Annotated in this window: 17 protein-coding genes; 6 read left to right on the top strand and 11 right to left on the bottom strand. The window is 57.7% G+C overall.

The window, feature by feature from the left end; all coding sequences use genetic code 11:
• Positions 1 to 77: 77 nt before the first annotated feature.
• Complete coding sequence (locus tag ABWH92_RS05255) at positions 78 to 347, top strand: hypothetical protein (protein ID WP_375572799.1); 270 nt, start codon at positions 78 to 80, stop codon at positions 345 to 347.
• Between the two features lie 110 nt (positions 348 to 457).
• On the opposite strand, the gene ABWH92_RS05250 is transcribed toward ABWH92_RS05255, so the two are convergent.
• Positions 458 to 1,234, bottom strand: coding sequence for a TSUP family transporter (locus ABWH92_RS05250; RefSeq protein WP_375572797.1), 777 nt, complete (start codon positions 1,232 to 1,234; stop codon positions 458 to 460).
• 326 nt (positions 1,235 to 1,560) lie between these two features.
• Here ABWH92_RS05250 and ABWH92_RS05245 point away from each other — a divergent pair, with 326 nt between their 5' ends.
• Positions 1,561 to 2,406 (top strand): MipA/OmpV family protein, encoded by an 846-nt coding sequence (locus ABWH92_RS05245; RefSeq protein ID WP_375572795.1) that lies wholly within the window; start codon positions 1,561 to 1,563, stop codon positions 2,404 to 2,406.
• Positions 2,407 to 2,464: 58 nt separating this feature from the next.
• Here the strand turns inward: ABWH92_RS05245 and ABWH92_RS05240 are convergent, their stop codons facing one another.
• The 3 genes from ABWH92_RS05240 to ABWH92_RS05230 form a co-directional block, all read right to left on the bottom strand.
• Entirely contained in the window at positions 2,465 to 3,631 is a 1,167-nt protein-coding gene (locus ABWH92_RS05240) for a M20 aminoacylase family protein (protein ID WP_375572793.1), read from the bottom strand.
• A 685-nt stretch (positions 3,632 to 4,316) separates the two neighbouring features.
• Positions 4,317 to 6,452: a TRAP transporter permease gene (locus ABWH92_RS05235; protein WP_375572791.1), complete on the bottom strand. Its 2,136-nt coding sequence runs from the start codon at positions 6,450 to 6,452 to the stop codon at positions 4,317 to 4,319.
• Positions 6,453 to 6,586: 134 nt separating this feature from the next.
• Positions 6,587 to 7,639: a TAXI family TRAP transporter solute-binding subunit gene (locus ABWH92_RS05230; RefSeq protein WP_375572789.1), complete on the bottom strand. Its 1,053-nt coding sequence runs from the start codon at positions 7,637 to 7,639 to the stop codon at positions 6,587 to 6,589.
• A 315-nt stretch (positions 7,640 to 7,954) separates the two neighbouring features.
• Between ABWH92_RS05230 and ABWH92_RS05225 the strand changes: the two genes are divergently transcribed.
• Both ABWH92_RS05225 and ABWH92_RS05220 read left to right on the top strand, forming a co-directional pair.
• Entirely contained in the window at positions 7,955 to 9,409 is a 1,455-nt protein-coding gene (locus ABWH92_RS05225) for a D-alanyl-D-alanine carboxypeptidase family protein (protein WP_375572787.1), read from the top strand.
• Positions 9,410 to 9,421: 12 nt separating this feature from the next.
• The gene (locus ABWH92_RS05220; protein WP_375572785.1) at positions 9,422 to 10,498 is read left to right on the top strand and encodes a CobW family GTP-binding protein; all 1,077 of its coding nucleotides are present in this window, start codon (positions 9,422 to 9,424) and stop codon (positions 10,496 to 10,498) included.
• Here the strand turns inward: ABWH92_RS05220 and ABWH92_RS05215 are convergent.
• On the bottom strand, positions 10,485 to 10,736 hold the full coding sequence (locus tag ABWH92_RS05215) for a sulfurtransferase TusA family protein (protein ID WP_375572783.1): 252 nt from the start codon (positions 10,734 to 10,736) through the stop codon (positions 10,485 to 10,487). The two genes, ABWH92_RS05220 and ABWH92_RS05215, sit on opposite strands and share 14 nt — an antisense overlap.
• 55 nt (positions 10,737 to 10,791) lie before the next feature.
• Between ABWH92_RS05215 and ABWH92_RS05210 the strand changes: the two genes are divergently transcribed.
• Positions 10,792 to 11,334 (top strand): DUF924 family protein, encoded by a 543-nt coding sequence (locus ABWH92_RS05210; protein WP_375572781.1) that lies wholly within the window; start codon positions 10,792 to 10,794, stop codon positions 11,332 to 11,334.
• Between the two features lie 12 nt (positions 11,335 to 11,346).
• Here ABWH92_RS05210 and ABWH92_RS05205 read toward each other — a convergent pair whose 3' ends face one another.
• Positions 11,347 to 13,395 carry a methyl-accepting chemotaxis protein gene (locus tag ABWH92_RS05205; protein WP_375572779.1) on the bottom strand — a complete coding sequence of 683 codons (2,049 nt, stop codon included), beginning with the start codon at positions 13,393 to 13,395 and terminating at the stop codon, positions 11,347 to 11,349.
• A gap of 354 nt (positions 13,396 to 13,749) precedes the next feature.
• Here ABWH92_RS05205 and ABWH92_RS05200 point away from each other — a divergent pair, with 354 nt between their 5' ends.
• Positions 13,750 to 14,961 (top strand): GNAT family N-acetyltransferase, encoded by a 1,212-nt coding sequence (locus tag ABWH92_RS05200; RefSeq protein WP_375572777.1) that lies wholly within the window; start codon positions 13,750 to 13,752, stop codon positions 14,959 to 14,961.
• Here ABWH92_RS05200 and ABWH92_RS05195 read toward each other — a convergent pair.
• The 5 genes from ABWH92_RS05195 to ABWH92_RS05175 all read right to left on the bottom strand — a co-directional run bounded on the left by ABWH92_RS05195 (position 14,958) and on the right by ABWH92_RS05175 (position 22,221).
• Positions 14,958 to 16,580 (bottom strand): AMP-binding protein, encoded by a 1,623-nt coding sequence (locus ABWH92_RS05195; protein WP_375572775.1) that lies wholly within the window; start codon positions 16,578 to 16,580, stop codon positions 14,958 to 14,960. The genes ABWH92_RS05200 and ABWH92_RS05195 overlap by 4 nt on opposite strands.
• 5 nt (positions 16,581 to 16,585) lie before the next feature.
• Complete coding sequence (locus ABWH92_RS05190; RefSeq protein WP_375572773.1) at positions 16,586 to 19,219, bottom strand: DUF3772 domain-containing protein; 2,634 nt, start codon at positions 19,217 to 19,219, stop codon at positions 16,586 to 16,588.
• Positions 19,220 to 19,221: 2 nt separating this feature from the next.
• Positions 19,222 to 19,656, bottom strand: coding sequence for a RidA family protein (locus ABWH92_RS05185; RefSeq protein ID WP_375574194.1), 435 nt, complete (start codon positions 19,654 to 19,656; stop codon positions 19,222 to 19,224).
• Positions 19,657 to 19,734: 78 nt separating this feature from the next.
• Positions 19,735 to 21,120 carry a glycine betaine/L-proline ABC transporter ATP-binding protein gene (locus tag ABWH92_RS05180; RefSeq protein WP_375572771.1) on the bottom strand — a complete coding sequence of 462 codons (1,386 nt, stop codon included), beginning with the start codon at positions 21,118 to 21,120 and terminating at the stop codon, positions 19,735 to 19,737.
• A gap of 30 nt (positions 21,121 to 21,150) precedes the next feature.
• Entirely contained in the window at positions 21,151 to 22,221 is a 1,071-nt protein-coding gene (locus tag ABWH92_RS05175) for an ABC transporter permease (protein ID WP_375572769.1), read from the bottom strand.
• Between the last annotated feature and the right edge of the window lie 80 nt (positions 22,222 to 22,301).

Genomic DNA, 22,301 nt, shown 5'->3' with positions numbered 1-22,301 from the left:
CCAAGACCACAGACACCTGGTGGGGCCTCCTCCCTCCCCACCAGGTGATCTTGGCTTGCAAGGCGCGCATGAGGTTTATGATGACCTACCGCAAAGCCACATTGAGCGTTGTGTTCGCTGCCGCCTTACCAATCGTCACCTTGGCGAGCCCTATTTTGGCAAGCGGATTGTTTGAAATCTCCAAGACAGAGATCAAAGTCGTCGCGGCGGATCAGAGCACAGGTTTGGTGGCCTCGGCGAACGAAAGCACGCTTCTGCAAGGCAATACACGATCAGGCGACAAGCTTGTCGCTGTCACCGACACAACAAAACAAGAGAATGTGCGTTACCGCGCCACGCGCGGTTGAACGCCATACGCGCCGATCCGCCCTCGTTTGCCCCACGCTTCACGGATCGGCCACTACGGCAGAAGCCTGTTCCCTGGCAGGCTTCTGCCATTTTCCATGGGCCCAACACATTAGCTGAGCCAAACCCACGCGGCCGAGGCAATCAGCTGGACCGCGAGCAGTGTCAGGACCCCTTTGAAGGCAGCGCGAAACGCTTTTTCCGGCAAGGCGTGCAGCAGTTTGGTGCCAAGCAAAGTACCCAAAAAACCGGCCGCGACCATGGCCACCATAACCGGCACCCAGGCACCGAAAGCAAACCCCAGAAAGCCGAACACCACCACCTTCAATCCGTGCTGCATCACCATCGCAGCGGCATGTGTGCCCGCATACTGTTTGCGATCATCCAGACGAGGCGCAAGAAGAGCGGCAACAAACGGCCCAGTGGCACCAACAAACATGGTGAGAATGGTGGCAAACACCCCGCCAACCACCAGCCCGAACGGGCCGCCCTTGGCGCCCTTCACCTTCGGGGCCCAGAGCGTGAAGAGCACAAATAGGCCGACAAAGGTTTTGAGAAGCGTCTCCGGCAGGGTCACCACCAGCTGCCCTCCGATCAGCGCACCGATGAGCGCGCCAACCGTGAAGATGCCAAGCATTGGCCAGACGACTTGGCGCAGTTGGACCAGCGCACGGCCAGCATTGGCACCCAGTTGAACAACACCATGCACCGGGATCAGCACCGCCACCGGCACAACGGACGCCATCACCGCAAGCAAGGCCACACCGCCACCGATACCAAACGCAGCAGTCAGAGCGGCGGTAAAAAAAGCGGTGACAACGAGAAGAGCGGCGAAGCCAAGCGACAAGCCGTCTGGCAGAAGACTTTCAATACCGGCGAGGGCTTGCATCGTTTACCAAGTGTTGACCATTGCGCACAGATCTCGCTCTGGCAGGAGTGCCTGAGAAACGCAAGTCCGGTTGCTCAAAGCATGAATGAAAAGTCATTTAATTCAATATGTTAAAGAAAGAGACTGTGGCGCTTCTCATATCACCAATGCATCAGATCGTTAGCATCTGATCAGAAAAGATGACCAAACATTAACGGTGAACTCACGACCTGTCGGCTACGCAAGAGGACAGAGAATGATGCGCCCAACGACCAGCGAAACAGACCGCTTCGTCGCGACGCTGATGGTTGGCGCATCGATGCAATCACCCCTTGGAGAGTCCCCCAATGACCAAGACTTTAGCCGCAAAGCTTTGTGTAGCCACAGCTCTTGCCAGCCTCGTAGCGACTCCCGCTCTGGCGCAAGCATCGCTTGAGCGGGTTCAACAAGGTTGGCACTTTTTCGGCCAAAACGGCCAGCCTGGGGAAGTGCGCCTTGGCCTTGGCGCAGGTTTCAGCCCTGACTATCAAGGCTCTGATGAGTATGAGGTGATGGTCCTGCCCGTTATCACCGCGAGCAATGTGCTCGGCTTCAACTTCACCCCGTTCGCGCTTAGCTACAATCTGGCAGAGTACAACAGCGCTGGCGGGGCATGGAGCGTTGGCTTTGGTCCGCGCGTTGCGTTTGATTTCGGGCGTGACCAAGACAACAACGCGGCGCTGGCAGGTCTTGGCGATGTGGATTCCAGCATCCTGCCAGGCGCTTTTGTCAATCTGCGCCTTGGACCGGCCCTCGCGACGGCATCGTTCGGCCAAGACATAGCTGACGGCCATGACGGCGCGGTGGCTGATTTTGGTCTGAGCACTTTTGTGCCGGTGACGCAGCAGATCACGCTGGTGCCGGGCATCACGGCCAGTTGGGCTGACGATGATTACATGCAGTCTTACTTTGGCATCAACGCCACCCAAGCCGCCAACAGCGCCTATGGCGTCTACAATGCTGAGGGCGGCTTCAAGAGCATCGGCGCCAATGTCAACGCGATCTACGCGATCAACGAAAACTGGGCCGCCAACACCAGCCTTGGCTATGAGCGACTGATTGGGGATGCCGCCGATAGCCCGATCGTTGATGGGCCAGGCAGCGCCAATCAGTTCTCAGTGATGTTTGGCGTGACGCGCGGATTTAGCTTTTAAGACAGCGCATTGCTCACCAGGGCCCCGGCTCAGCTTGCGCTGTCCGGGGCTTTTTTGACTATCCAGCCAACCGGGTTTCCACCAGCTCCACCCAGTAGCTGGCGCCCAACGGGATGATGTCGTCGTTGAAATCATAGTGTGGCGAATGCAGGTTGGCGGAGTCCTCACCATTGCCGGTGAAGATGAACGCACCAGGACGCCCTTCCAGCATGAAGGCGAAATCCTCGCCTCCCATCACTGGCGCCATCGCAGTGTCGACCTTGTCGGCACCGACAACTTTTGAAGCAATGGTGGCGGCGAACGCTGTTTCGCGCTCATGGTTCACGACCACCGGATAGTTGCGCTCATAGTCGAGAACCGCCGTGCAGCCCATCGCCGCAGACACGCTTTCCACAATCTCGCCAATGCGCCTCTCGGCAAGGTCCCGCATCTCCGGGATCAGCGTACGCACCGTACCGGTCAGCTTCACACGCTCGGGGATCACATTGTCTGCGTCGCCAGCATGAATGGTGGTGACCGAGACAACAATGCTCTCCAGCGGATCAGCGTTCCGTGAGGCGATTGTCTGCAGCATGGTGATGATCTGCGCGGAGGTCACCACCGGATCAATGCCAGTATGAGGGCGGGCGGCATGGCCACCAACGCCGGTCACAACAATCTCAAAAATATCCGTCGCCGCCATCGTTGGCCCGGCGCGCATGGCAAACTCGCCCACCGGAATGCCCGGATAGTTATGCATGCCATAGACCTCTTCGATGCCGAAGCGTTCGAAAAGTCCGTCATCCATCATGGCTTTCGCACCAGCACCACCTTCCTCAGCAGGCTGGAAGATCACCGCCACGGATCCGGCAAAGCCACGTGTTTCGCAAAGATGTTCGGCAGCACCAAGCAGCATTGCCGTGTGCCCATCATGACCACAGGCATGCATCATGCCCGGCTTGGTGGACGCGTGAGGCACACCAGTTTCTTCTTCAATCGGCAGTGCGTCCATATCGGAGCGAAGGCCCACGGTTGGCCCGTCGCCCTTTGTGCCTTTGATGATGCCAACAACACCGGTTTTCCCCAGACCTTCAACCACCTCATCGCAGCCGAACGCACGCAGCTTCTCAGCCACAAAGGCCGCTGTCTCCTGCACCTCGTACATAATTTCTGGGTTCTGATGCAGATGACGCCGCCACTCTTTGATAGCATCGGCGCGAGCAGCAAGGCGGTTGTTCACGGGCATTGGTGTCTCCAAATGGTGTTCGCTGCACTATACCTGTGTTTGTCACAGGCATCCAATCTTGGAGTGTCCAACCGTTATCGTCGTGGGCCGTGCCGTCTTACACGGGCTCTGAACGCCTTCCACCGAAATACCGTGAAGACCACGCTTGCTGCACAAAAGAGGACTAGCCCTAACGCAATCGAAAATATCCAGGCATCGATGCGGTAGGACGAAACAGACCGGGCCGGAAGGAATATGTCAGATCTTAGCCTCGAATATACAACAGTCACTTCTGCGCCTTCTTGGAGAGTGTTTTGACTGCTTGGAACAAGAAACGAATTGACGATTCGGACATCACGATAGTCTACATAGCTAACTGTGACATCGTCGATATTATCCGTAAAGTCTCGAGCGATCGACATGCCCATGTCGACGATGTCTTCCGTCGAGAATTCTCCGATGTCGTTGACAGACAGAACTGTCGATTTCACCTCAACCCCTAAGGTGGTAAGCAGGATGTATTTCAAACCGCTGTGCTGGGTTTGGAACACAAAAATCAACATCACCGATGAGAAAATGAACGCAGCAACTATGCGCAATACATAGTTGTCTTCTGTTGCTTCATGCGGCCGAAAACTCGTACTCATAGTTGAAAATATAGTGTGTCAAATCAGTATATTCAAAAAAGTCTATTCGAAGACTATATTTACGCGGCCTGCCGTTCCCTGTCTTTCTTGATGCTCCAGGCCAGAATCCCGAGCACGACCAACGCGCCAGCGGTTTCAAGAAGCGGCGTGTTCGGCCACATCAGGGCAACACCTGAAACGGCTGTCAGGATGCGCAACGGCCAATTCAGCGGATACTCCATGTGCCCTTCAATGGAGGCACCGAGCGCGTAGACGCCGAGAGTCGCGGCCATGAAGATGAACAGCGACTCCATCAAGTCGCCACCCAAAAAGTTGGTGTACGCAAAGAGCACCGGCATCAAATAAATGCCCTTAGCGAGCTTCCAGCTCATCACGCCGGTGGCCATGGGTCGCGTTTTGGCGATCGCCGCCGCGGCAAAGGCTGTCAGGCAAACCGGCGGTGTGACGTTGGAATCTTGAGAGAGCCAGAAGATGATCATGTGCGCCGAAAGCAGCGCCGTGGTGATCAGCACTGGATCAAGCACTTGCTGATACACCACGGTCAACAACTCCTGGGGCATGGCTCGCACCAGGGCAATGGCGTCTTCGCGAGCCATGGGTTCGGCCAGGGCCGGCAAGATCGACGGATCGGCCAGCATGAACGACATGCGTGCTACTTCGGGGATCGTGCCATCCACCAGAGCGGAAACCAGATGCGCGTTTTGGATCAGGGCGTGCAGGGCCGGCGCGGAAAGCGTGGCCAACACGATGTAGGCCGCCGTCACCGGCAGACCCATGCCCAGCACCAGGGAGGCAAGCGCGATGAGCGCGATGGCGATCATCAAATTGCCACCGGCCCAATCGGCGATCATCAGACTGAACGTGTTGCCGATGCCGGTCATGGCGATCACGTTCACCATGGCGCCGACAGCAACCAGCAAGACGCCTGTCATGATCATGTTTTTGGCGCCCAAGATCAGCGCTTCGATGATCGCTTTGGGGCCCATCTTGTTCGGGGTCAGCCAACTGGCGACGATCACCGAGAGGATTGCCCAAATCGCCGCGAACACCGGTGTGAAGCCGTAGATTAACAAGCTGATCAACGTGATCACCGGGATCAGGAATGATGGACCACCCCGTTTCAGCACGTCCATGGCTGAAGGCGCATCATCAGCGGCCACCTGCATGTTCAGCTTCTTGGCTTCAATGCGGACGAAGAAACCAACAGAGAGGAAATAGACCATCGCGGGCAGGAAGCTCACCGCGACGATGTCGAGATAGGGGATCTGTGTGTAGCTCGCCATCACGAAGGCCCCGGCGCCCATGATCGGCGGCATCAGCTGTCCACCCGTCGAACTGGCCGCCTCCACCCCAGCAGCAAAACGCGGTGGAAAGCCCGAGCGTTTCATGAGCGGAATGGTGATGACGCCCGTGGACACGGTGTTGGCCACGGCAGAACCGGAGATTGTTCCCGTAAGGCCGGAGGAAAAGACGGCCACATAGCCTGGCCCACCGATAAACTTGCCAGCCACAGCGCGCGCCAAATCGATGATGAATTCACCGGCGCCGGATCGCACCAGAAACGCCCCAAACAGAATGAAGAGGAACACAAATGTCGCGGAGATGTTGGCAATCGTTCCGAACATGCCCTCATCGGTGAAGATCGTGCGGAACACGATGGTCTCCACCGACAGCCCGCCAAAGCGGAACACATTGTCCAAATGCTGACCCCAGAAAGCGGGATAGGTCAGCGCCAAGATGATCAGGATCGGGATGATCACGCCGGTGGCGCGGCGGGTCAGCTCAATCGCACCGATGATGACGATGATCGCATAGAGCCATTCTTGCGGGGCCAGCGACACGCCGCGCGCATAGATGGCGTTTTCCGAGGCGATCAAAAGCAACGTGGCCACCGAAACCACGATGCCGAACGCCATATCGAAGGCAAGCACCGCACGGCGCGCGCCGACACTGCGCGTTCGGATCATCGGGTAGCGCATGGACGCCAGCATGGCGAACCCAGCAAAGTGGATGCCGGTTAGCCAGAAGGTCGACATGGTGCCGATGAAATTGGCGTAGAGGTGGAAGATCGACACCGCCAGCGCCAGGCCGGAGAACACCAGGCCGATCAACCCAGCGTCGAGCGACCGGGTTTCGTCTTCCATATGGTCGTCTTCTATCTGGATGCTCGGTTTGTCAGCGGGCGCATCAGACATCTTGCATCCTTCCACGAAGCGTCATGGCCGGGCTTCACCCGGCCATCCAGCTCATATTGTCGTCGATCTGAGATAAGGCGTCCTAGGAGGAAGGAAGGCCAGATCACATCCGGCCATCGCATCGTCGTTAGGCTTTACATCACCGGGCGCAAGCGGTCCGGAATGTCCACGCCCGCTTCTTCATAGTAGCGGATCGCACCAGGGTGCAGTGGCAGTGGAAGACCGGCAATCGCAGCGTCCAAGCTCATCGCATTGGTGGCTGGGTGAATGCCCTGGAGGAAGGCGAGGTTCTCATAGATCGTTTTGGTGATCTCGTAGATCGTCTCTTCCGGCAGATCATCACGCACCATCAGGAAGTTTGGCTGAGCGATGGTCTGCACATCTTCATCAACACCCGGATAGGTGCCAGCTGCAATGGTGTAGCGGGTCCAAAGCTCATCGAAATCGCCGTTGGCCGCAGCCATCTGTTCATCGGTGAAATTGAGCAGAGCAATATCGTCACCCATCGCAGCAAAGGCGCGGGACACCGCACCAACCGGCGCACCAGCCGGCGTTGACATGCCAACAATTTGACCGTTCTGCAGCGCATCCGCCGACGGGCCATAGCCCGCAAAGACCAGCTCGTAGGAATCATCCATATCAATGCCAAGACCGGAAAGAATGGTGCGGTTGGATCCGATGGTACCGGAGTTCTGACGGCCCATGGACATGGATTCACCAGCCAGCGCTTCAATGTCAGAAACCGTTCCGGTATCGACGTGCTCACTGCGGATCACGAAGTGCTCGACATTCGGCCAAAGCATGGTGATTGAGCGCAGGCTCTCCTGCGGGCCCGCATCGGCCAGCGGCCCGGTACCAGTGGCAGCGTAAGCACCAAACAGACCCTGAACGATGGCAAACTGAGCTTCATTGTCGCGCAGCAGCGCAATGTTCTCACCCGATCCTGCGGAGTTGATCGCCGAAACGTTGATGCCCATCGAAGGTTGCAAACGCACCTTGATCAAGGTGGAAAGTGCAACACCCACCGGATAGTAGGTGCCGCCAGTGGAAGCTGTCGCCAGCAAATAATCCTGTGCATCCTGAGCTTGGGTGGTGGCCGGTGCGCCAACAACGCCCAGTGTCAGCGCAGCGGCAAGCGCGCCTGCACCCAGCACCGAACGACGGGTTGGTTTGGTGGAATTGGTCATAAAGTTCTCCCTCGACTTCACGTTGATTGTTCTGCCAATCGGTTCTGACCCGATTTTTTTCAAGGCGCCAACGCTTATCCGTATTTTCTAGTACGGGCTGTGTTCAAAGGTAAAGCCTAACTGTTGAGCAGCGCGCCGCTAGCCAGGCAAACGCAACGCGAAAAACCCACACCGAAATGTGGTTTTGCCATCCTTGCGCCACATCGGTTAGAAACGAAGATGAGAGCTGGTGTGAGTCGCGCAAATGCTCACAAATCGGCACCAAGCATACACGCATGTCTGTGTCACACTGATCGCTAGAATGGGCTGAACCCCGTGTCATCCATCCGCCTTCCGCTGCTTGCCTCCGCCCTTTTGGTGTTTGCTCTGCTGCAAACCGGCTTGGCACACGCACAAACATCCTCCGGCCTCGGTCACTACGATGGGCCCAACATCACCATTGATGTGGGATCAATGCGCGTGCTCTCATCCAACCGTGCATTCGATGCCTGGTATCCAGCCTCCACCACCAAGCTGATGACCGCCTATGTGGTGTTCCAGGCGGTGCGCGAAGGGCGCGTGACCATGCAATCGCCGGTGACGATCTCCGCCAATGCCGCCGCACAGCCACCCTCGAAAGCTGGTCTGGCTGTCGGTCAGGTGCTGACGGTGGAAAACGCGCTGCGTGTGCTGATGGTCAAAAGCGCCAATGATATTGCCGTAGCGCTGGCTGAAAGCGTGGCCGGATCGGAACCCGCCTTTATCGACCGGATGAACAGCACAGCGCGTGCGCTGGGTATGAGCCGCTCCACCTTTACCAACCCGCATGGCCTGCCCGACCGTGGCCAGGTGACCACCGCCTATGATCTGGCACTGCTGACCATGGCCTTGATGCGCGACTATCCGCAGCACAATGATTTTTACTCCATGGGCGCTGTGCGTTTGGGCGATGCCCGCTGGGTGAACCACAATCTTCTCTTACAGCGCTATCGTGGCGCGTTTGGCTTCAAGACCGGCTACATCTGCGACAGCGGGTTCAATCTGGTGGCAGGCGCGCGCCGCGGTGGGCGCACACTGATCACCGTCACCCTGGGCGCTCGTTCTGGCCTGGAGCGCGCCGCGGCAGCGGCCCATCACCTGGATGAAGGTTTTCGTCGCGGCGGCGGCCTGTTTGGCGATGCCGCAGGGACAGCACTTGCCGATTTCGGCCCACGCGGCGCCGTTCAAACCACGGCAACCCGTATGCGCCCTATCGTTTGCCAAAGCCCGCGTGTGCGCCCGACATATGAAGAAATTGCAGGCCAGTTCGGCACCGCAGGCCCGGGCTTCAACCCAACAGCAACCGCCAATGCCTTCAGCGGCGACTCCAGCTCCGTGGTGCTGCCCAACGCCGGTGCCGCCAGCGGTGAAAACGACGGCGCCGATGAGATCGATGTTCTCGACACCTTGCTGGGACCAGTAATCCGCGAACCTCAGCCGGTCCGCTTGGCATTGGGTGGCGCGACCGGACCAGCCGTTGCGCCAACTGGACGTTGGCTGGTGCCAAACCCGATCTCCCGTCCCCCGTCAGGTCAACTTGCCTTGGTCCCTGTCACCGCACCCGCAGCGGCAACGTCGGCAGCGCTGCCTGGGCAGATCGCCCCTGCGGCCAGTGGCCCGGCAGTGCAATTGGCGGCACCGGCAAGCGCGCCTGCAGCCAACACAACAACCAGCAATCCAGGGTCAATCCTAGGCACCGTTGGCCGTGCTGTCCCGATCCCCGTGCCATCGCCACAGCCGCGCCCCAACTAAGCACACGTGGCCATGGACCTTAAACGCCCCGACCGCATGCCGGTGCTCGTGCTATCGGGCTTCCTAGGCGCCGGAAAAACCACGTTTCTCAATCAGCTCCTGGCAACACCAGCGCTGGCCAACTCCTTGGTCATCGTCAATGAGTTTGGCGATGCCGGGCTCGACGGCCTGTTTCTGGAAGCAGAAAGTGAGGCCAAAGGAACCGGCCTCATGGTGGAGGAGCTGACCTCCGGCTGCCTGTGCTGCACCTTGCAAGGACCGCTGGTGACCACATTGGAGGACTTGCTGCGCGCCCGCGATAATGGCCGCATCAAACCCTTCAAACAGCTTGTGATCGAAACGACAGGTCTTGCCGACCCTGCCCCGATCTTGGGAGCTTTTGCCAAGCACCCCTATTTGTCGCTGCGCTATCTGGTGGGTGGCATCGTAACGGTGGTCGATGCGGCGCAGGAGATTTCTCATCTGGATGAGACAGAGGAAGCGACAGCACAAATTGCTGTTGCCGATGTTCTGGCAATCTCCAAAAGCGACTTAGCCGACGAGAAAATGCTGACCGAGCTCCAGGCCGCACTCATGGCGCGAAACCCCCACGCACGGCGGGAAACCACCGCACACTTGGCCGCCGATACGGACTGGCTGGAACAGCTTTTGGCGCAGGCGAGCCCCATTGAGCCGACTGCCGACACCGCGCATGGGCACCATCACAGCCATCATCACGATCATGACCATAACCATGACCATCAACATGCCTATTCCGTTGTAGTTGAAACCGACGCGCCGCTGCAAAGCCGCGTGCTTGCCATGTTCATGGACCTGCTAGGTATGAACCTACCTGGCGAGCTTCTGCGCGTGAAAGGTATTGCCTGGATCGATGCTGGTGAAGGCGCCGAACCCTGGGCAGTGCACGCCGCCGGGCCACTTCAACATCCCGCCCGACCGATCACCGGGCCGATTGTTGACAGGCTCACACCCTATCGCACGCAAATCGTGGTGATCACCCGCACCGACCAAACCAAACGGGTCAACGATCTGTTCAAAGCCTGCATGAAACAGAACCAAGCTGCAGCATCAGAGCCTAGCCACGCCTGATCCAAAACGTCGCGCGAGCGCCATCCACCTGCTGCCCAATCACCTCATGCCCTTCTTCGCGGGCCATATGCGGCAGATCAAGGATCGCCATGGGGTCAGAGCTTTCCACCCGCACCACCTTGCCGACGCTCAAGCCTAACAGAGCCTTGCGCGCACGCAGCACCGGCAGCGGACATTTCAGCCCGATGCAATCGACCATGAAGACACTCTGTTCACCAAGGACCGGCTCGTCAGTCATGGGGTTTTGTGTCACCGTCTTTGGCAAAACGCCAGATCAGTGATGGAGCATTTCAATGGATGATCGCGCGCTCGACCTTTTGGATGCCTGGTGGGAGATCGGAGAGGAGGGTTGGTACAGCCAATCCGATGAAACCGACGCCATGCTCAAGGAGCGCTTTGGCGATCTTGTGGATGCCGCCCGCGCTGGCAAGCTTGATCATTGGCAAGATGCGCCGCACACCACGTTGGCGCTGTTGCTGCTGCTTGACCAGCTGCCACGCAACATCTTCCGCGGCACACCGGAGGCTTTTGCGTCAGATGCTCAAGCGATGAAAGTCGCCGATGCAGCGCGTGCGAAGAGTTTCGATAAAGCCTATCACGGCGTCGCACGGGGCTTCTTCTACATGCCCTATATGCATTGCGAGGACCTGCACGCGCAGAACACCTGCTGCGACATCTTCCGCCAGATCGGCAATCAGAACGGCTACTACTACGCCCTGGTGCATATGGATGCGATCAGGCGCTTTGGTCGCTTTCCTCATAGAAACAAAATCCTCGGGCGCGTTTCCACGCCCGAGGAAGAACTTTACATGAAAACCGGTGGCTTCTCCGCCTAACGGTCCAACTGTCTAGGCTGCCGCCACATCGGTGAGGAACTGATTGACCATACCGCGCAGCTTCTGCGAACGCTCGGTCACCTCACCTGATGCCTGCTGAACCTGACCGGCAGACTGCGATGTCTCATCAACGGCCTGGCTCATCGTTGCCATGGCTTCGGCGACCTGACCGGTGCCGTGTGCAGCTTCGTTGATGTTGCGAGAGATTTCAGACGTCGCAGAGCCTTGCTCTTCAACCGCAGCCGCGATGGCATTGGTGTAGGTCTGCACATCACGCATCGTCTGAGCGATGCCTTCAATGGCCTGGGCAGACTCCGTGGTAGAGCCTTGAATACCAGCAATCTGGCTGGCGATTTCTTCCGTCGCTTTGGCCGTCTGATTGGCCAGCGATTTCACCTCACTGGCAACAACCGCAAAACCCTTGCCCATCTCACCGGCTCGTGCCGCCTCAATAGTTGCGTTAAGAGCCAGCAGATTGGTCTGTTCTGCGATATCCTGAATGAGCGAGACAACATCACCGATCTGCTGTGCAGCAGCGGCAAGCTGGGTAACTTTCTCGCTGGAATCCACAGCCGAACGGGTCGCCTGATCAACGATCTCGTTGGTCTGAACAACCTGGCGTGAAATCTCCTCAACCGACGATGACAACTGTTCGGTTGCAGCCGCCACAGTCTGCACATTGGTTGAGGCTTCTTCCGATGCCGTACTGGTGGTCATCACCTGACCCCGGGAGGTATCGGCCACCCCATTCAGCGCCGTCACCGCACCTTGCATCGACTGCATGTTCTCGGTCACAGCATCCAGCATGGCCATGGATTCGTTGCGGAACCCGTCAACCAGCGCATCCACGCGCCCTTGGCGTTCCAGGCGAGCAGCCTGGTCTGCATCGGATTCCTCGCGCAGCTTGATGCGTTCCATTGCACCTTCGCGGAAGCTCAACAGACCACGTGCCATGGTGCCAATCTCATCGTTCAAATCGGCATCGGCGATCTCAATATCGTAGTTTTCCCCGGTGAATGATTCCATGGCAGAGGCAACGCGACCAATGCCTCCGGTGATCTGGCCAGCGACCCGAAGGCTGAGAATGCCCGTGCCAATCAGCACAGCCACAACCAAACCAATCTCGATGTAGAGCAACCGCATTGCACTGGCGGCTTGACCTTCAGCCATGGCTTCAAGCTCGTGAATGGCATGCTCTTCAACAACATGAAGCGCTTCGATACGCGCCGTGCTTGCATCAAACCACTGCCGACCAGTCACAGTGCTGATATCGCCCCCAAAGGGACCAGACTGCGCCACCTGTCGATAGGCATCAACCGGGCCGGTCACCGACTCGTTCATTGCTGCAGCGAACTCAGCTTTCATGCTCGACGAGGCCAAGCGGTTGAAAATCGAAAAATCCGTTGCCTGCGCACCTTGCAACGCCAACATGCGAGCATACACCGGCTCCTCAAAGACTCCGGCCGTGAATCCGGTAGCGCCCATTGCACGCTCCAGGCCTGCGGCCTCTTTGGCTTCGATGATCGAAATGTAAGCTTCCACACGTTCAGCCATCAGTCCTGAATGGGCGAAATCCTCGATATGCTCCAACGCCACGATCAGGTGGTGGATAGATGAGGTGTAGATGCTGGCCATATCGCCAACACTGACCGTTCCATTGTCGACCAGCGTTCGAACATCAAAAACGCGCGCTTCATCTTGGTAAAGCGTTTCCACATAGTCGGAGAAAGCGACCTCAATCACGTTCGACATCGTGGAAAGCATATGTTCAACTTCGGCATAGCTCGCATTGGTTGCAATGCGTTGCGCGGCAAGTTCGTCGGCAAAGTTTGCACCCGATGATGCGATAAAACCGGCTGTAAGCCCACGTTCGCGTTGCAACTCGTGGACAACCGTTCCGATGATCTCAGCCTTATGGAGCAAAAGGCCCATATCGCTGGCACCCTTGGCTTCTTTCCATGTCGAATAAAGCGTGAAACTAGAAATTGCGGTAAGTGCAATCAAAGGTAGAGCGCAGCAAAGCACGATGCGCTGCTTGATAGATAGCGTGGACAAAGACATACGAACCCCCAGTACAATCTTAAGTACCCATCGCCTAGGTAGGTTGACGAACCGTTAAATCCGCTATCTTAACGCTCCGCTCACCATCGCTGCGAACGCGCCCTTAAGTGGTCCGAGCGTAGAGAAAAGCCTACAACCTCTAAGGGAAAGTTGTGGCGTGCGCCTGTTTTTACCTCTTTTGGCAAAACTGCCTAAACATTTAGGCGCTAGCCAGGCCTCTGTTAGCGCGAAGCTGGAGTCAGCTCTCTCCGGCGACAGTTCGCGCTCAGCAAACAGCCATGCCTCGCTCACCCTGTTTGCAACCATCCGCTTGAAAACAGCAATGCATTTTGCTCCAGCGCCTGGATCGGTCAGATGAGCGTGGCAACCATCACCACGGCGCCTGATCTGCCGCATGGCTACGCCTGGCTGGCAGCCAATGCTGTCGAGCACAACATCTTCTTCGAACCGCAGATGATGGAGCCCGCGCTGCGCCATCTTGCATCTGAAGGCGTGGAACTGTGCCTTGCCACCGATCCACAGGATGGCATACCGCGCGCAGCGATCCCTGTTTACCGCCCGCATGGTCGTTATGGCCCCATGCCGACGCCCCTTCCATTGGCGGTTTGGCATCATCCTTACTCGATGCTCGCAACACCCCTTGTCTCCCCTGAAGACCCGTCAGCTGCCTTGGAAGCCTTGCTCGCCAAAGCCGGTCGACGCCATGACGGTCCCCCGGTTCTGCTGATGCAAAACATACTAGCAGACGGCACTGTCTGGCCGATGCTGCAGCAGGTGATCGAGGCCAGTGGGCGCCGTTTTCACATCCTTGAAACAAGGCAGCGTGCAGGTCTGAAACGTGACGTCGAGGAAACGAAAGCAGCAACACTGCGCCAACTGCTGGGCAAAAAAAGCGCGCAATCGATCAAGGCCAGTCGACGCAAACTCGGCGAACACGGCGCACTTTCGCACACCATCGCAATGGCCCCCGACGAGATGCCCGAGGCGATTTCCATCTTCCTGGCATTGGAAGCCGGAGGCTGGAAAGGCCGCAACGGCACAGCCCTGCGCAGCTTGGGCCATGATGGCTTTGCGCTGGAAACCGCAATGAACCTTGCGGAAAACAGTCGTGCCCGCGTTGATTTTACCCTGCTCCAGACGCCAGGCGCTGAAGCCAAACCAATCGCTGGCACGCTCTCCCTCAAAGCGGGCAATACGGAAACACCCATCTGGATGCCTTGGAAAACGGCTTATGATGAGACCTTCATCAAGGCCGCGCCAGGGGCACTGGCATTGGCTGACCTTACCGAACAATTGTTGGCCGACGCGCAAAGTGCCAACCAACCGCTCCTGCTGGACAGCCTGGCAGCACCAAACAGCGTGATTGCCCGTCGACTTTGGCGCGATCACTGGACACTGATTGACGTGTTGATCGACCTGCAACCAGGCGGCAGTGGCGCGTTTGGCCCTATCCTTATGGCCGAAAAAGCACGCAAATCGGCTTTTGTTGCTGGCAAGGCTGCTCGGGCCGCCATCAAACGCGCGGCCAAGCGAGCACAAACAGCCCTGACATCGCAACGCTGCTAATCCTGATGCTTCAGCATCCGCCGAATGATCTTACCCGTGGTTGTCATCGGCAGCGTTTCCACAAAGCGGATGTCACGTGGGTACTCATGGGCGGCAAGGTTCGCGCGCACATGAGCGCGTAACTCCTGCGCCAAGGCATCGCTCTGATCAAACCCTTCGCGTAACACCACAAAGGCACGCACGATCTCGGTGCGCAGATCATCAGGCACGCCCACAACCGCCGCCATGGAAACAGCTGGATGACCGGTCAGACTGTCTTCGATTTCGCCTGGGCCGATACGGTGGCCGGAGGATGTGATCACATCATCATCACGACCCATGAACCAGATGAACCCATCCACATCGCGCATCGCCATATCGCCCGTCATCAGCAGACTACCGAGCGTATCGGAGGTCAGATACTTGCGCTGCGTTGCCTGCTTGGCCTTCCAATAGCCCAGAAACATCACTGGATCGGGTGAGCGCACGGCAATCTCGCCAAGCTCACCAGGTTCCGTCATGCTGCCATCTTCGCGCACAACAAAAACATCATGGCCAGGCACCGCCTTACCAGTCGCGCCGGGGCGAGATGCTCCATGGCTGGCCGAAGAACCGATGATGAGATTGCACTCCGTTTGGCCATAGGCCTCGCTGATCGCAAAGCCAAGCGCGCGTTCCGCCCACTCATAGGTTGCCCGGCCCAGCGCCTCGCCAGCAGACATCACAGAGCGCAAACCAATGGCCCGCACATCGTCATCGCCGACGCCGGCTCGCATCAGTTTCAGCGCTGTGGGCGGCAAGAAGGCGTGGGTGACCCCTCGCTTCGCCATCATTTTGGCAACACCCACCGGGTCGAACCCTTTGGGATCTGAAAACGCAACCACAGGCGCCCCTTGGGCCAAAGCGGGGAAAAGCAGGTTTAAGAGACCGCCCGCCCACGCCCAGTCGGCAGGGGTGTAAAACACATCCTCCGGCGAGACCTTGCCACCATGGGCAAACAGAAAGCCGGGCATATGGCCTGCCAACACGCGGTGACCATGCAGTGCACCTTTGGCTGGCCCGGTGGTGCCGGACGTGTAGATCATCAGGCAAGGGTCATCAGGACCGGTATCAGCTGGTGCAACGGCTTGGCCACTATCAGCCAGTAAGGCGTCATACTGAAGAGCACCGTGAGCCTGTTCCAGCGCGACGATGTGCTCCAAATCGGGCAAATCATCTTTAACACTCGCCAAGCTTGCCGCACCTGCCGCCGAGACGAACGCAAAGCGTGCGCCGCTATCGGCCATACGGTGGGCCAGCGCATCGCGCCCATACCGTTCTGAAAGCGGCACGCTGATAAGCCCAGATCGCAGAATGGCAGCCTGCACCACCAAGGTTCGCGCGCCCTGGGAAGAAATCACGGCCACGCGATCACCGCGCCTGGCCCCCAGCGCCAAGAGGGCACCCGACAATCGGGCTGCTTCATCAGCCAATGCACCGAACGATGTTGTGTTGCCGGTTCTGCCATCAACAATCGCCGGAGCCTGCGGATCGATAGCAGCTGGCGCATCCAAAATCTGCGCCCCAATGTTCAGCTGCTCGGGGATGTCCCAGGCGAACGCCGCGCGCGCTTCATCATAGGTTGCTGAAGGTGCAAGCATGATCATCAACCCCGACCGGCGGGGCCATCCTCGGGCGTTGGCTCCGCATCGGTTTCCACCGTGCGATCTGGCTTGACCTCCGCCTTAGAGGGAGGCTCTGGCGCTGGCACCGTGCTAACGCCGGTCTGTTTGATGGCTTCATCACCCGACAGGCCACCTGAGCCCAGGCCTTCAGGCAACGTCGCACCAGCCTTGGCCAGCGCCTCAAGCACATTGTCCAAGTTGCGGATCGTGACATCGGATTGCGCAAACGGAATCTCGATACCTTCTTCGGTGAAACGACGGAAAATCTCGAACCGCAAATCAGAGCGCACGCCATAGCCATTGCCGACATCGGCCAGATAGGCAAACAGCATGAAGTCCAGAGAACTCGCGCCAAACTCGATAAAAAACGCGGCCGGTTCAGGGTAGCTCAACGTCATTGGGTGGGCGTTAGCGACCTCAAGCAGGATCTCTTTGACCTTCTGCGGATCGCTATCATAGCCCACACCCACCGGCACATCGATACGCCCCAGCGTGTCGCGGTGCACGCGGTTCTTCACGGTGCCGGCAATGAAGTCCTGGTTCGGTATCAAGACGGTTGCGCGGTCAAAGGTTTGCAGCTCCGTGGCACGCACATTGATGCGCTTGACGATGCCTTGCTCTTCACCAACGACAATCCAATCACCCTGTTTGAAAGGGCGTTCGGCAAGGAGAATGAGACCGGAGACAAAGTTGGAAACGATCGACTGCAAACCAAAGCCGATGCCAACTGAAAGCGCACCGGCCACCAGCGCGATGTTCTCAAGATTAAGACCGAGCGAGGAAAGCCCGATAGACGCGGCGATGATAATGCCAATGTAGCCAATACCGGTGCGGATCGACGATTTCAGCCCGGTGTCCAACGACGTGCGCGGCAGATATCGGTTTTCCAGCCAGCCTTGAATGCCGCGGGTGATGACAACACCAATGAACACCAAGGCAACGGCAATAAGCACTGAGGAAAGCGAGAACGAGAACCCACCAATCTCAATGCCCGTGAAAACACGGCGGAAAATGTCGGTGAGTTGACCTGTTTCCACCCCAAAGGGCGCGATGATCAACGAGGCTGCAGCAACGATAAGAACCAGCTTGATAAGGCCGGCCAAAAGCACCCCGAACTGACCGAGGCCAGAGCGCGACAAGCCGACATTGTCGTGCAGCCAAACCGATGTGCGCGTATCCTCTTGCAAGGTCGCCGACATCAGCCCTTCCACCAGGGCAGCGGCCAGATGCAGTGCGGCCAACACCACCGCAGTCCAGATCAACCGATCAACGATAAACGCGGCCAGCGCCAGATAGCCAAACAACTGCGCAACAACGACCGCCAACGATGCCAAGCCGGTGATCGGCAACGTCCATCGCCACAAAATATGGGCGATTGGCGGCGTTTCTTCGGCTTCGCTGGGTGCCAGTCCGCGCAGCACAGCGCGCAGCGCCAGAAGAATGCAGAGCGCGGCCACCAGCGATGGCATAGCTTCAAGCAGTTGCACCACCACAAGCGGTGAAACAAACACTGCTGCAATGGTCCGCAACACCTCACCAACGAGGTAGGCAAAGGCCGCAAGCCGAAAGAAACCTTCGGCCGTGCGTGCATAGCCATTGCCCACCGGCACCAAACGCCAAGCAGGCAGACCAGGCGCAAGAAAGGCCCGCACGATACCGCTGATGAAGAAGAACAGAACGGTGTTGGAGACAATGCTGTTGATGATGGCCTTGGCCCGCAAAGACAGGCCGCCAACCGACTCCAGCCCAAATAGGAGCAGCAAGAAACCAACCGCTGGAATAAGCGTGCTCACAAGCACGATCCGCAACGCGCCAAGCGTCTTGTCGAAACTGGTTGGGTCCTTGGTATCGGCGCGCGCAGCCTTGCGCAGAGCAAATCGGCGCAGCGGAATGGCCAGCAAGAGCAACACAACGACCAAAACACCAAGCCCAGCAAACGCCGATGGCGTTGCGCGGTCACGCACCGAGTTCCAAGAGTTGCTGGTTAGATCGCTGAGCCGCTGCGTCAGGCGCGGTACATCGCCCAATGCATCAGCCCAAAGGTGCGGCGTGAGAATGGGCGACGAGCGCTCGAAAAGCCTATTGGTGAACTCGGTGGCGCGTCGTGAAACAGTTTCATCGTGAAGGGCGTTCGCGCGGCCAAGCAGAAGTTCAGCAGGCTGAAGTTCACGCTCCAACGTAGCGATACGATCTTGCTGAGCAGTGATTTCGGGAGTCTCGGCCAACGCACCATCCGCCGGTGCCAGGCCTTCCAACAAAGCACGTTGCTCCGCCAGACGCGGCGCCAAATCATCCACCATCACCTGAATGGCGTTGCGTGTGGCCGCCACCTCATCGCGCAACGAAGCCAACGCGTCGAGCGTCAAGCTATCGCGCGTCAGCTCTTGGCGCACCGCATCAAGCTCTTCCGACCAATCAGCCAGTTGCTGCACAGGGCCTTCGCCAGCACTTGGTCGTGTGGTTTCAGCGCCAATCTCGCCCTGGGCGATGTCAGCAAAGGTGTCAGGGTTGGCGGGCGTTTCCACTCCGCTTTGTGCCCAAGAGGGTACAATCAGAGCCTGCCCAGACAGACCAAACAAAAGGACAAACAACAAAGAGCGAAGAAATGCAGTCATCTTTAAGCGCCAGGCTCAGACCAATAGCCGACTTTTGGCAACACAGGTCCGCCCGATGTCGCGGTTGGGCGTTTGGCAATCATGTCGATCTCAACAAGCGCCCCAACGGCAAGGCCCGTGACACCCACTGTTGTGCGCGCTGGTCGACGGTCAGCAGGAAAATAGCTTTGATACGTCTCGTTAAAGGCTGCGTAGTCGCGCTCAAACTGGGTGAGAAAACAGCGGCATTGCAGGACGTTCGAAAGATCCAACGTCAAACCGCGTAGTACGATCTCCAGATTGCGCATCACCGCATGGGTTTGCGCGACGATACCGTCAGGCAAAGGCGCATTCGGATCATCAGGATCGGTCGGCATCTGGCCGGTGAGGATCACCCAACCATCAGCCTCAACGGCATGGGAAAACGGTGCAACAGGCTGCGCTGCACCGGCAATCATGTGAAACTTCGGATCATCGCTCATGCGCGTGTCTTAGAAGCGTTCGCCATGCGGTGCAACAAACAGGCGGAGTGAACCTTAAGCGCTCACCTTACGTGCATCAGCATCCTCGTCGTTCTTGGCCTCATCCTCCGAGGATGCACCCGATGCTTCAGATGAAGCGGATTCGCTTGGCCCTTCCGCAGCGTCCTTGTCAGTGACCTTGGGATCGGTAGATGCGACATTTGCTAGCTTATCAGCCTCTTGGTCGCTTTCAGAGAGCGGCTCATCATCGTTGCCCGCCTGAACCGATGATGGCGAGAGGACCTCACCCACTTGATCAGGGTAAAGAACACCGGCCAGATCACCATTCTTGCCCACCACAGGCACGGGATGCTCGGTGTCCAAGACCGTTGGCAGAGCGTCTTCGATGGAACTTGAACAGTCGAGCTGCTGGCCATCTTCGGCCACCTCGCTCAAACTTGGTGAGCCTGGTGCCGCGATAGCTTCTTCCAAGCTGTTCTCGGTGACAAAGCCGACATAGTTGCCGCCATCTTCCACCACATAGCCAACATCGGTGCCGCTGCTGCGCATGGTGGAGAGCGCCTTCTCAAGATTTTCATCCGTCAAACGCAGTTTGGGCGGCTTGGCCACCACGTCCACCGTCAACACGCGCGCGCGGTTCACATCACGCACAAACTGCGCCACGTAATCGTCGGCCGGGTGCATCAGGATATCCGCGGGCGTGCCCACCTGGCTCAAAACGCCGTCTTTGAGGATGGCAATCTTGTCGCCGATCTTCAGTGCCTCATCCAAATCATGGGTGATGAACACAATCGTTTTATGGAACTTGTCCTGAAGCTCCACCAGCTGGTCCTGCATTTGCGAGCGGATGAGCGGATCAAGCGCCGAAAACGCCTCATCCATCAGCAGAATGTCGGCATCCGTGGCCAACGCGCGTGCCAGACCAACACGCTGCTGCATGCCGCCGGAAAGCTGGCTCGGATACTGGTCTTCGTACCCTTCCAGCCCAACCTGGATGATCCACTCGCGAGCTTGCTTGTGGCGCTCTTTCTCGCCGACGCCCTGCACTTCCAAACCGTAGGCAACATTTTCCAACACAGTACGGTGCGGAAAAAGACCAAAGCGCTGGAACACCATCGACATGCGTTTGCGACGAAAATTCTCAAGCCCTTTGTTGGAGAGCTTCAGCACATCCTCGCCTTCCACAACGATCTTACCGTCCGTGGGATCGATCAGCCGATTGAAGTGGCGAATAAGCGTGGATTTGCCTGAGCCGGACAAGCCCATGATGACAAAGATCTCGCCCTGCTCAATCGACAGCGACACATCGTGAATACCCAGCGTATGGCCGGTTTCGGCCAGCAGCTCGGTTTTGCCCATGCCAGCTTTCACTTTGCGAAGAGCCTGTTTGGGATATGGCCCGAAAATCTTGGTTACGTTTTGAACGTCAATAAGTGCCACAGGTGGCCTCTAACAGTTGAAAAAGAGAAATCAGTGACCAGCCGCGCGATAGCTTTGCATACGCGCGCCATAAGCCTGAGTGATGCGATCAAACACAATGGCCAGAACAACGATGGCAAGCCCCCCCAGCAAGCCACGCCCTGGGTCATTGCGTTGCAAACCAAGCAGCACCGTTTCGCCGACACCGCGCGCGCCGATCATCGAGGCAATCACCACCATGGCCAGCGCCATCATGGTCGTTTGGTTGATGCCTTGCATGATGGATGGCAACGCCAGAGGGAGTTGTACATCTTTCAGGATCTGAAACCGGGTCGCGCCAAAGGCACGACTGGCCTCGGTCACCTCGCCATCGACCTGGCGAATGCCAAGATCGGTGAGGCGGATCAGCGGCGGAACCGCATAGATCACCGTCGCAATGACAGCTGGAACTTTACCCAAACCCAACAACATGACGGCCGGAATGAGATACACAAAGCTCGGAATGGTCTGCATGAGGTCAAGCACAGGATTAACCACCGCACGGGTGCGATTGGAACGCGCGATGATCACACCGACCGGCACACCAATCACGACCGAGATGAGGATCGAAACCAACATGATGGCAATGGTCTGCATCGCCTGATCCCAGAGATCGAACGCGCCAATGACATACATTGCCGCGCCCATCGCAAGGACCAACAGGATCTTGCGGCTTGCTGCATAGGCTATCAACATGATGAGCGCGATGATCTGGAGTTCCTGCACCCATAACCATTCCATTGGCTGAATGATGTCTTCTCCAACTGTTGTGGTGTAACGCGAAATGAAGAACAGAGCTGCTTCAATGGCAAAGACTGAGCCCGCAAGGATCGCTTTCTTGGAGATGATATAGGTGAACAGGCTGATCAGCCCACCAAAGACTATGAGAATGACAATATCCGGCTCTGAGCGGCCCAATAGCAATCGCTCAATCCACACCAAAATACTCAAAATCGGATTGAAGAAAGCCTCGATCTGGTCGCCATAGTTGACCGTCAAGAACTCAATAAAATCATTTGTGGTGCGGCGTACTGTGCGCCCGATATTCACAAAAATGCCGTTCCATTCCAACTCTTCAAACATCACTAAAACATCCTGCCCAGGGCTCGGAAACGAAGTCCGCAATAAAAAACGTGCGGCGTCTTACACGCCGCACGTTGAAA

It is taken from the genome of Ahrensia marina, from assembly GCF_042140245.1.
Lineage (GTDB): Bacteria > Pseudomonadota > Alphaproteobacteria > Rhizobiales > MH13 > MH13.
This window is presented reverse-complemented; position numbering and strand designations above follow the sequence as displayed.

What these genes read in the sequence shown, in the direction of transcription:
- ABWH92_RS05190 (WP_375572773.1), bottom strand. Translation starts at nt 19,219, where the DNA reads ATGACTGCATTTCTTCGCTCTTTGTTGTTTGTCCTTTTGTTTGGTCTG.
- ABWH92_RS05205 (WP_375572779.1), bottom strand. Translation starts at nt 13,395, where the DNA reads ATGTCTTTGTCCACGCTATCTATCAAGCAGCGCATCGTGCTTTGCTGC.
- ABWH92_RS05235 (WP_375572791.1), bottom strand. Translation starts at nt 6,452, where the DNA reads ATGTCTGATGCGCCCGCTGACAAACCGAGCATCCAGATAGAAGACGAC.
- ABWH92_RS05210 (WP_375572781.1), top strand. Translation starts at nt 10,792, where the DNA reads ATGGATGATCGCGCGCTCGACCTTTTGGATGCCTGGTGGGAGATCGGA.
- ABWH92_RS05255 (WP_375572799.1), top strand. Translation starts at nt 78, where the DNA reads ATGATGACCTACCGCAAAGCCACATTGAGCGTTGTGTTCGCTGCCGCC.
- ABWH92_RS05195 (WP_375572775.1), bottom strand. Translation starts at nt 16,580, where the DNA reads ATGCTTGCACCTTCAGCAACCTATGATGAAGCGCGCGCGGCGTTCGCC.
- ABWH92_RS05200 (WP_375572777.1), top strand. Translation starts at nt 13,750, where the DNA reads ATGAGCGTGGCAACCATCACCACGGCGCCTGATCTGCCGCATGGCTAC.
- ABWH92_RS05230 (WP_375572789.1), bottom strand. Translation starts at nt 7,639, where the DNA reads ATGACCAATTCCACCAAACCAACCCGTCGTTCGGTGCTGGGTGCAGGC.
- ABWH92_RS05185 (WP_375574194.1), bottom strand. Translation starts at nt 19,656, where the DNA reads ATGATTGCCGGTGCAGCGCAGCCTGTTGCACCGTTTTCCCATGCCGTT.
- ABWH92_RS05215 (WP_375572783.1), bottom strand. Translation starts at nt 10,736, where the DNA reads ATGACTGACGAGCCGGTCCTTGGTGAACAGAGTGTCTTCATGGTCGAT.
- ABWH92_RS05240 (WP_375572793.1), bottom strand. Translation starts at nt 3,631, where the DNA reads ATGCCCGTGAACAACCGCCTTGCTGCTCGCGCCGATGCTATCAAAGAG.
- ABWH92_RS05245 (WP_375572795.1), top strand. Translation starts at nt 1,561, where the DNA reads ATGACCAAGACTTTAGCCGCAAAGCTTTGTGTAGCCACAGCTCTTGCC.
- ABWH92_RS05175 (WP_375572769.1), bottom strand. Translation starts at nt 22,221, where the DNA reads ATGTTTGAAGAGTTGGAATGGAACGGCATTTTTGTGAATATCGGGCGC.
- ABWH92_RS05220 (WP_375572785.1), top strand. Translation starts at nt 9,422, where the DNA reads ATGGACCTTAAACGCCCCGACCGCATGCCGGTGCTCGTGCTATCGGGC.
- ABWH92_RS05250 (WP_375572797.1), bottom strand. Translation starts at nt 1,234, where the DNA reads ATGCAAGCCCTCGCCGGTATTGAAAGTCTTCTGCCAGACGGCTTGTCG.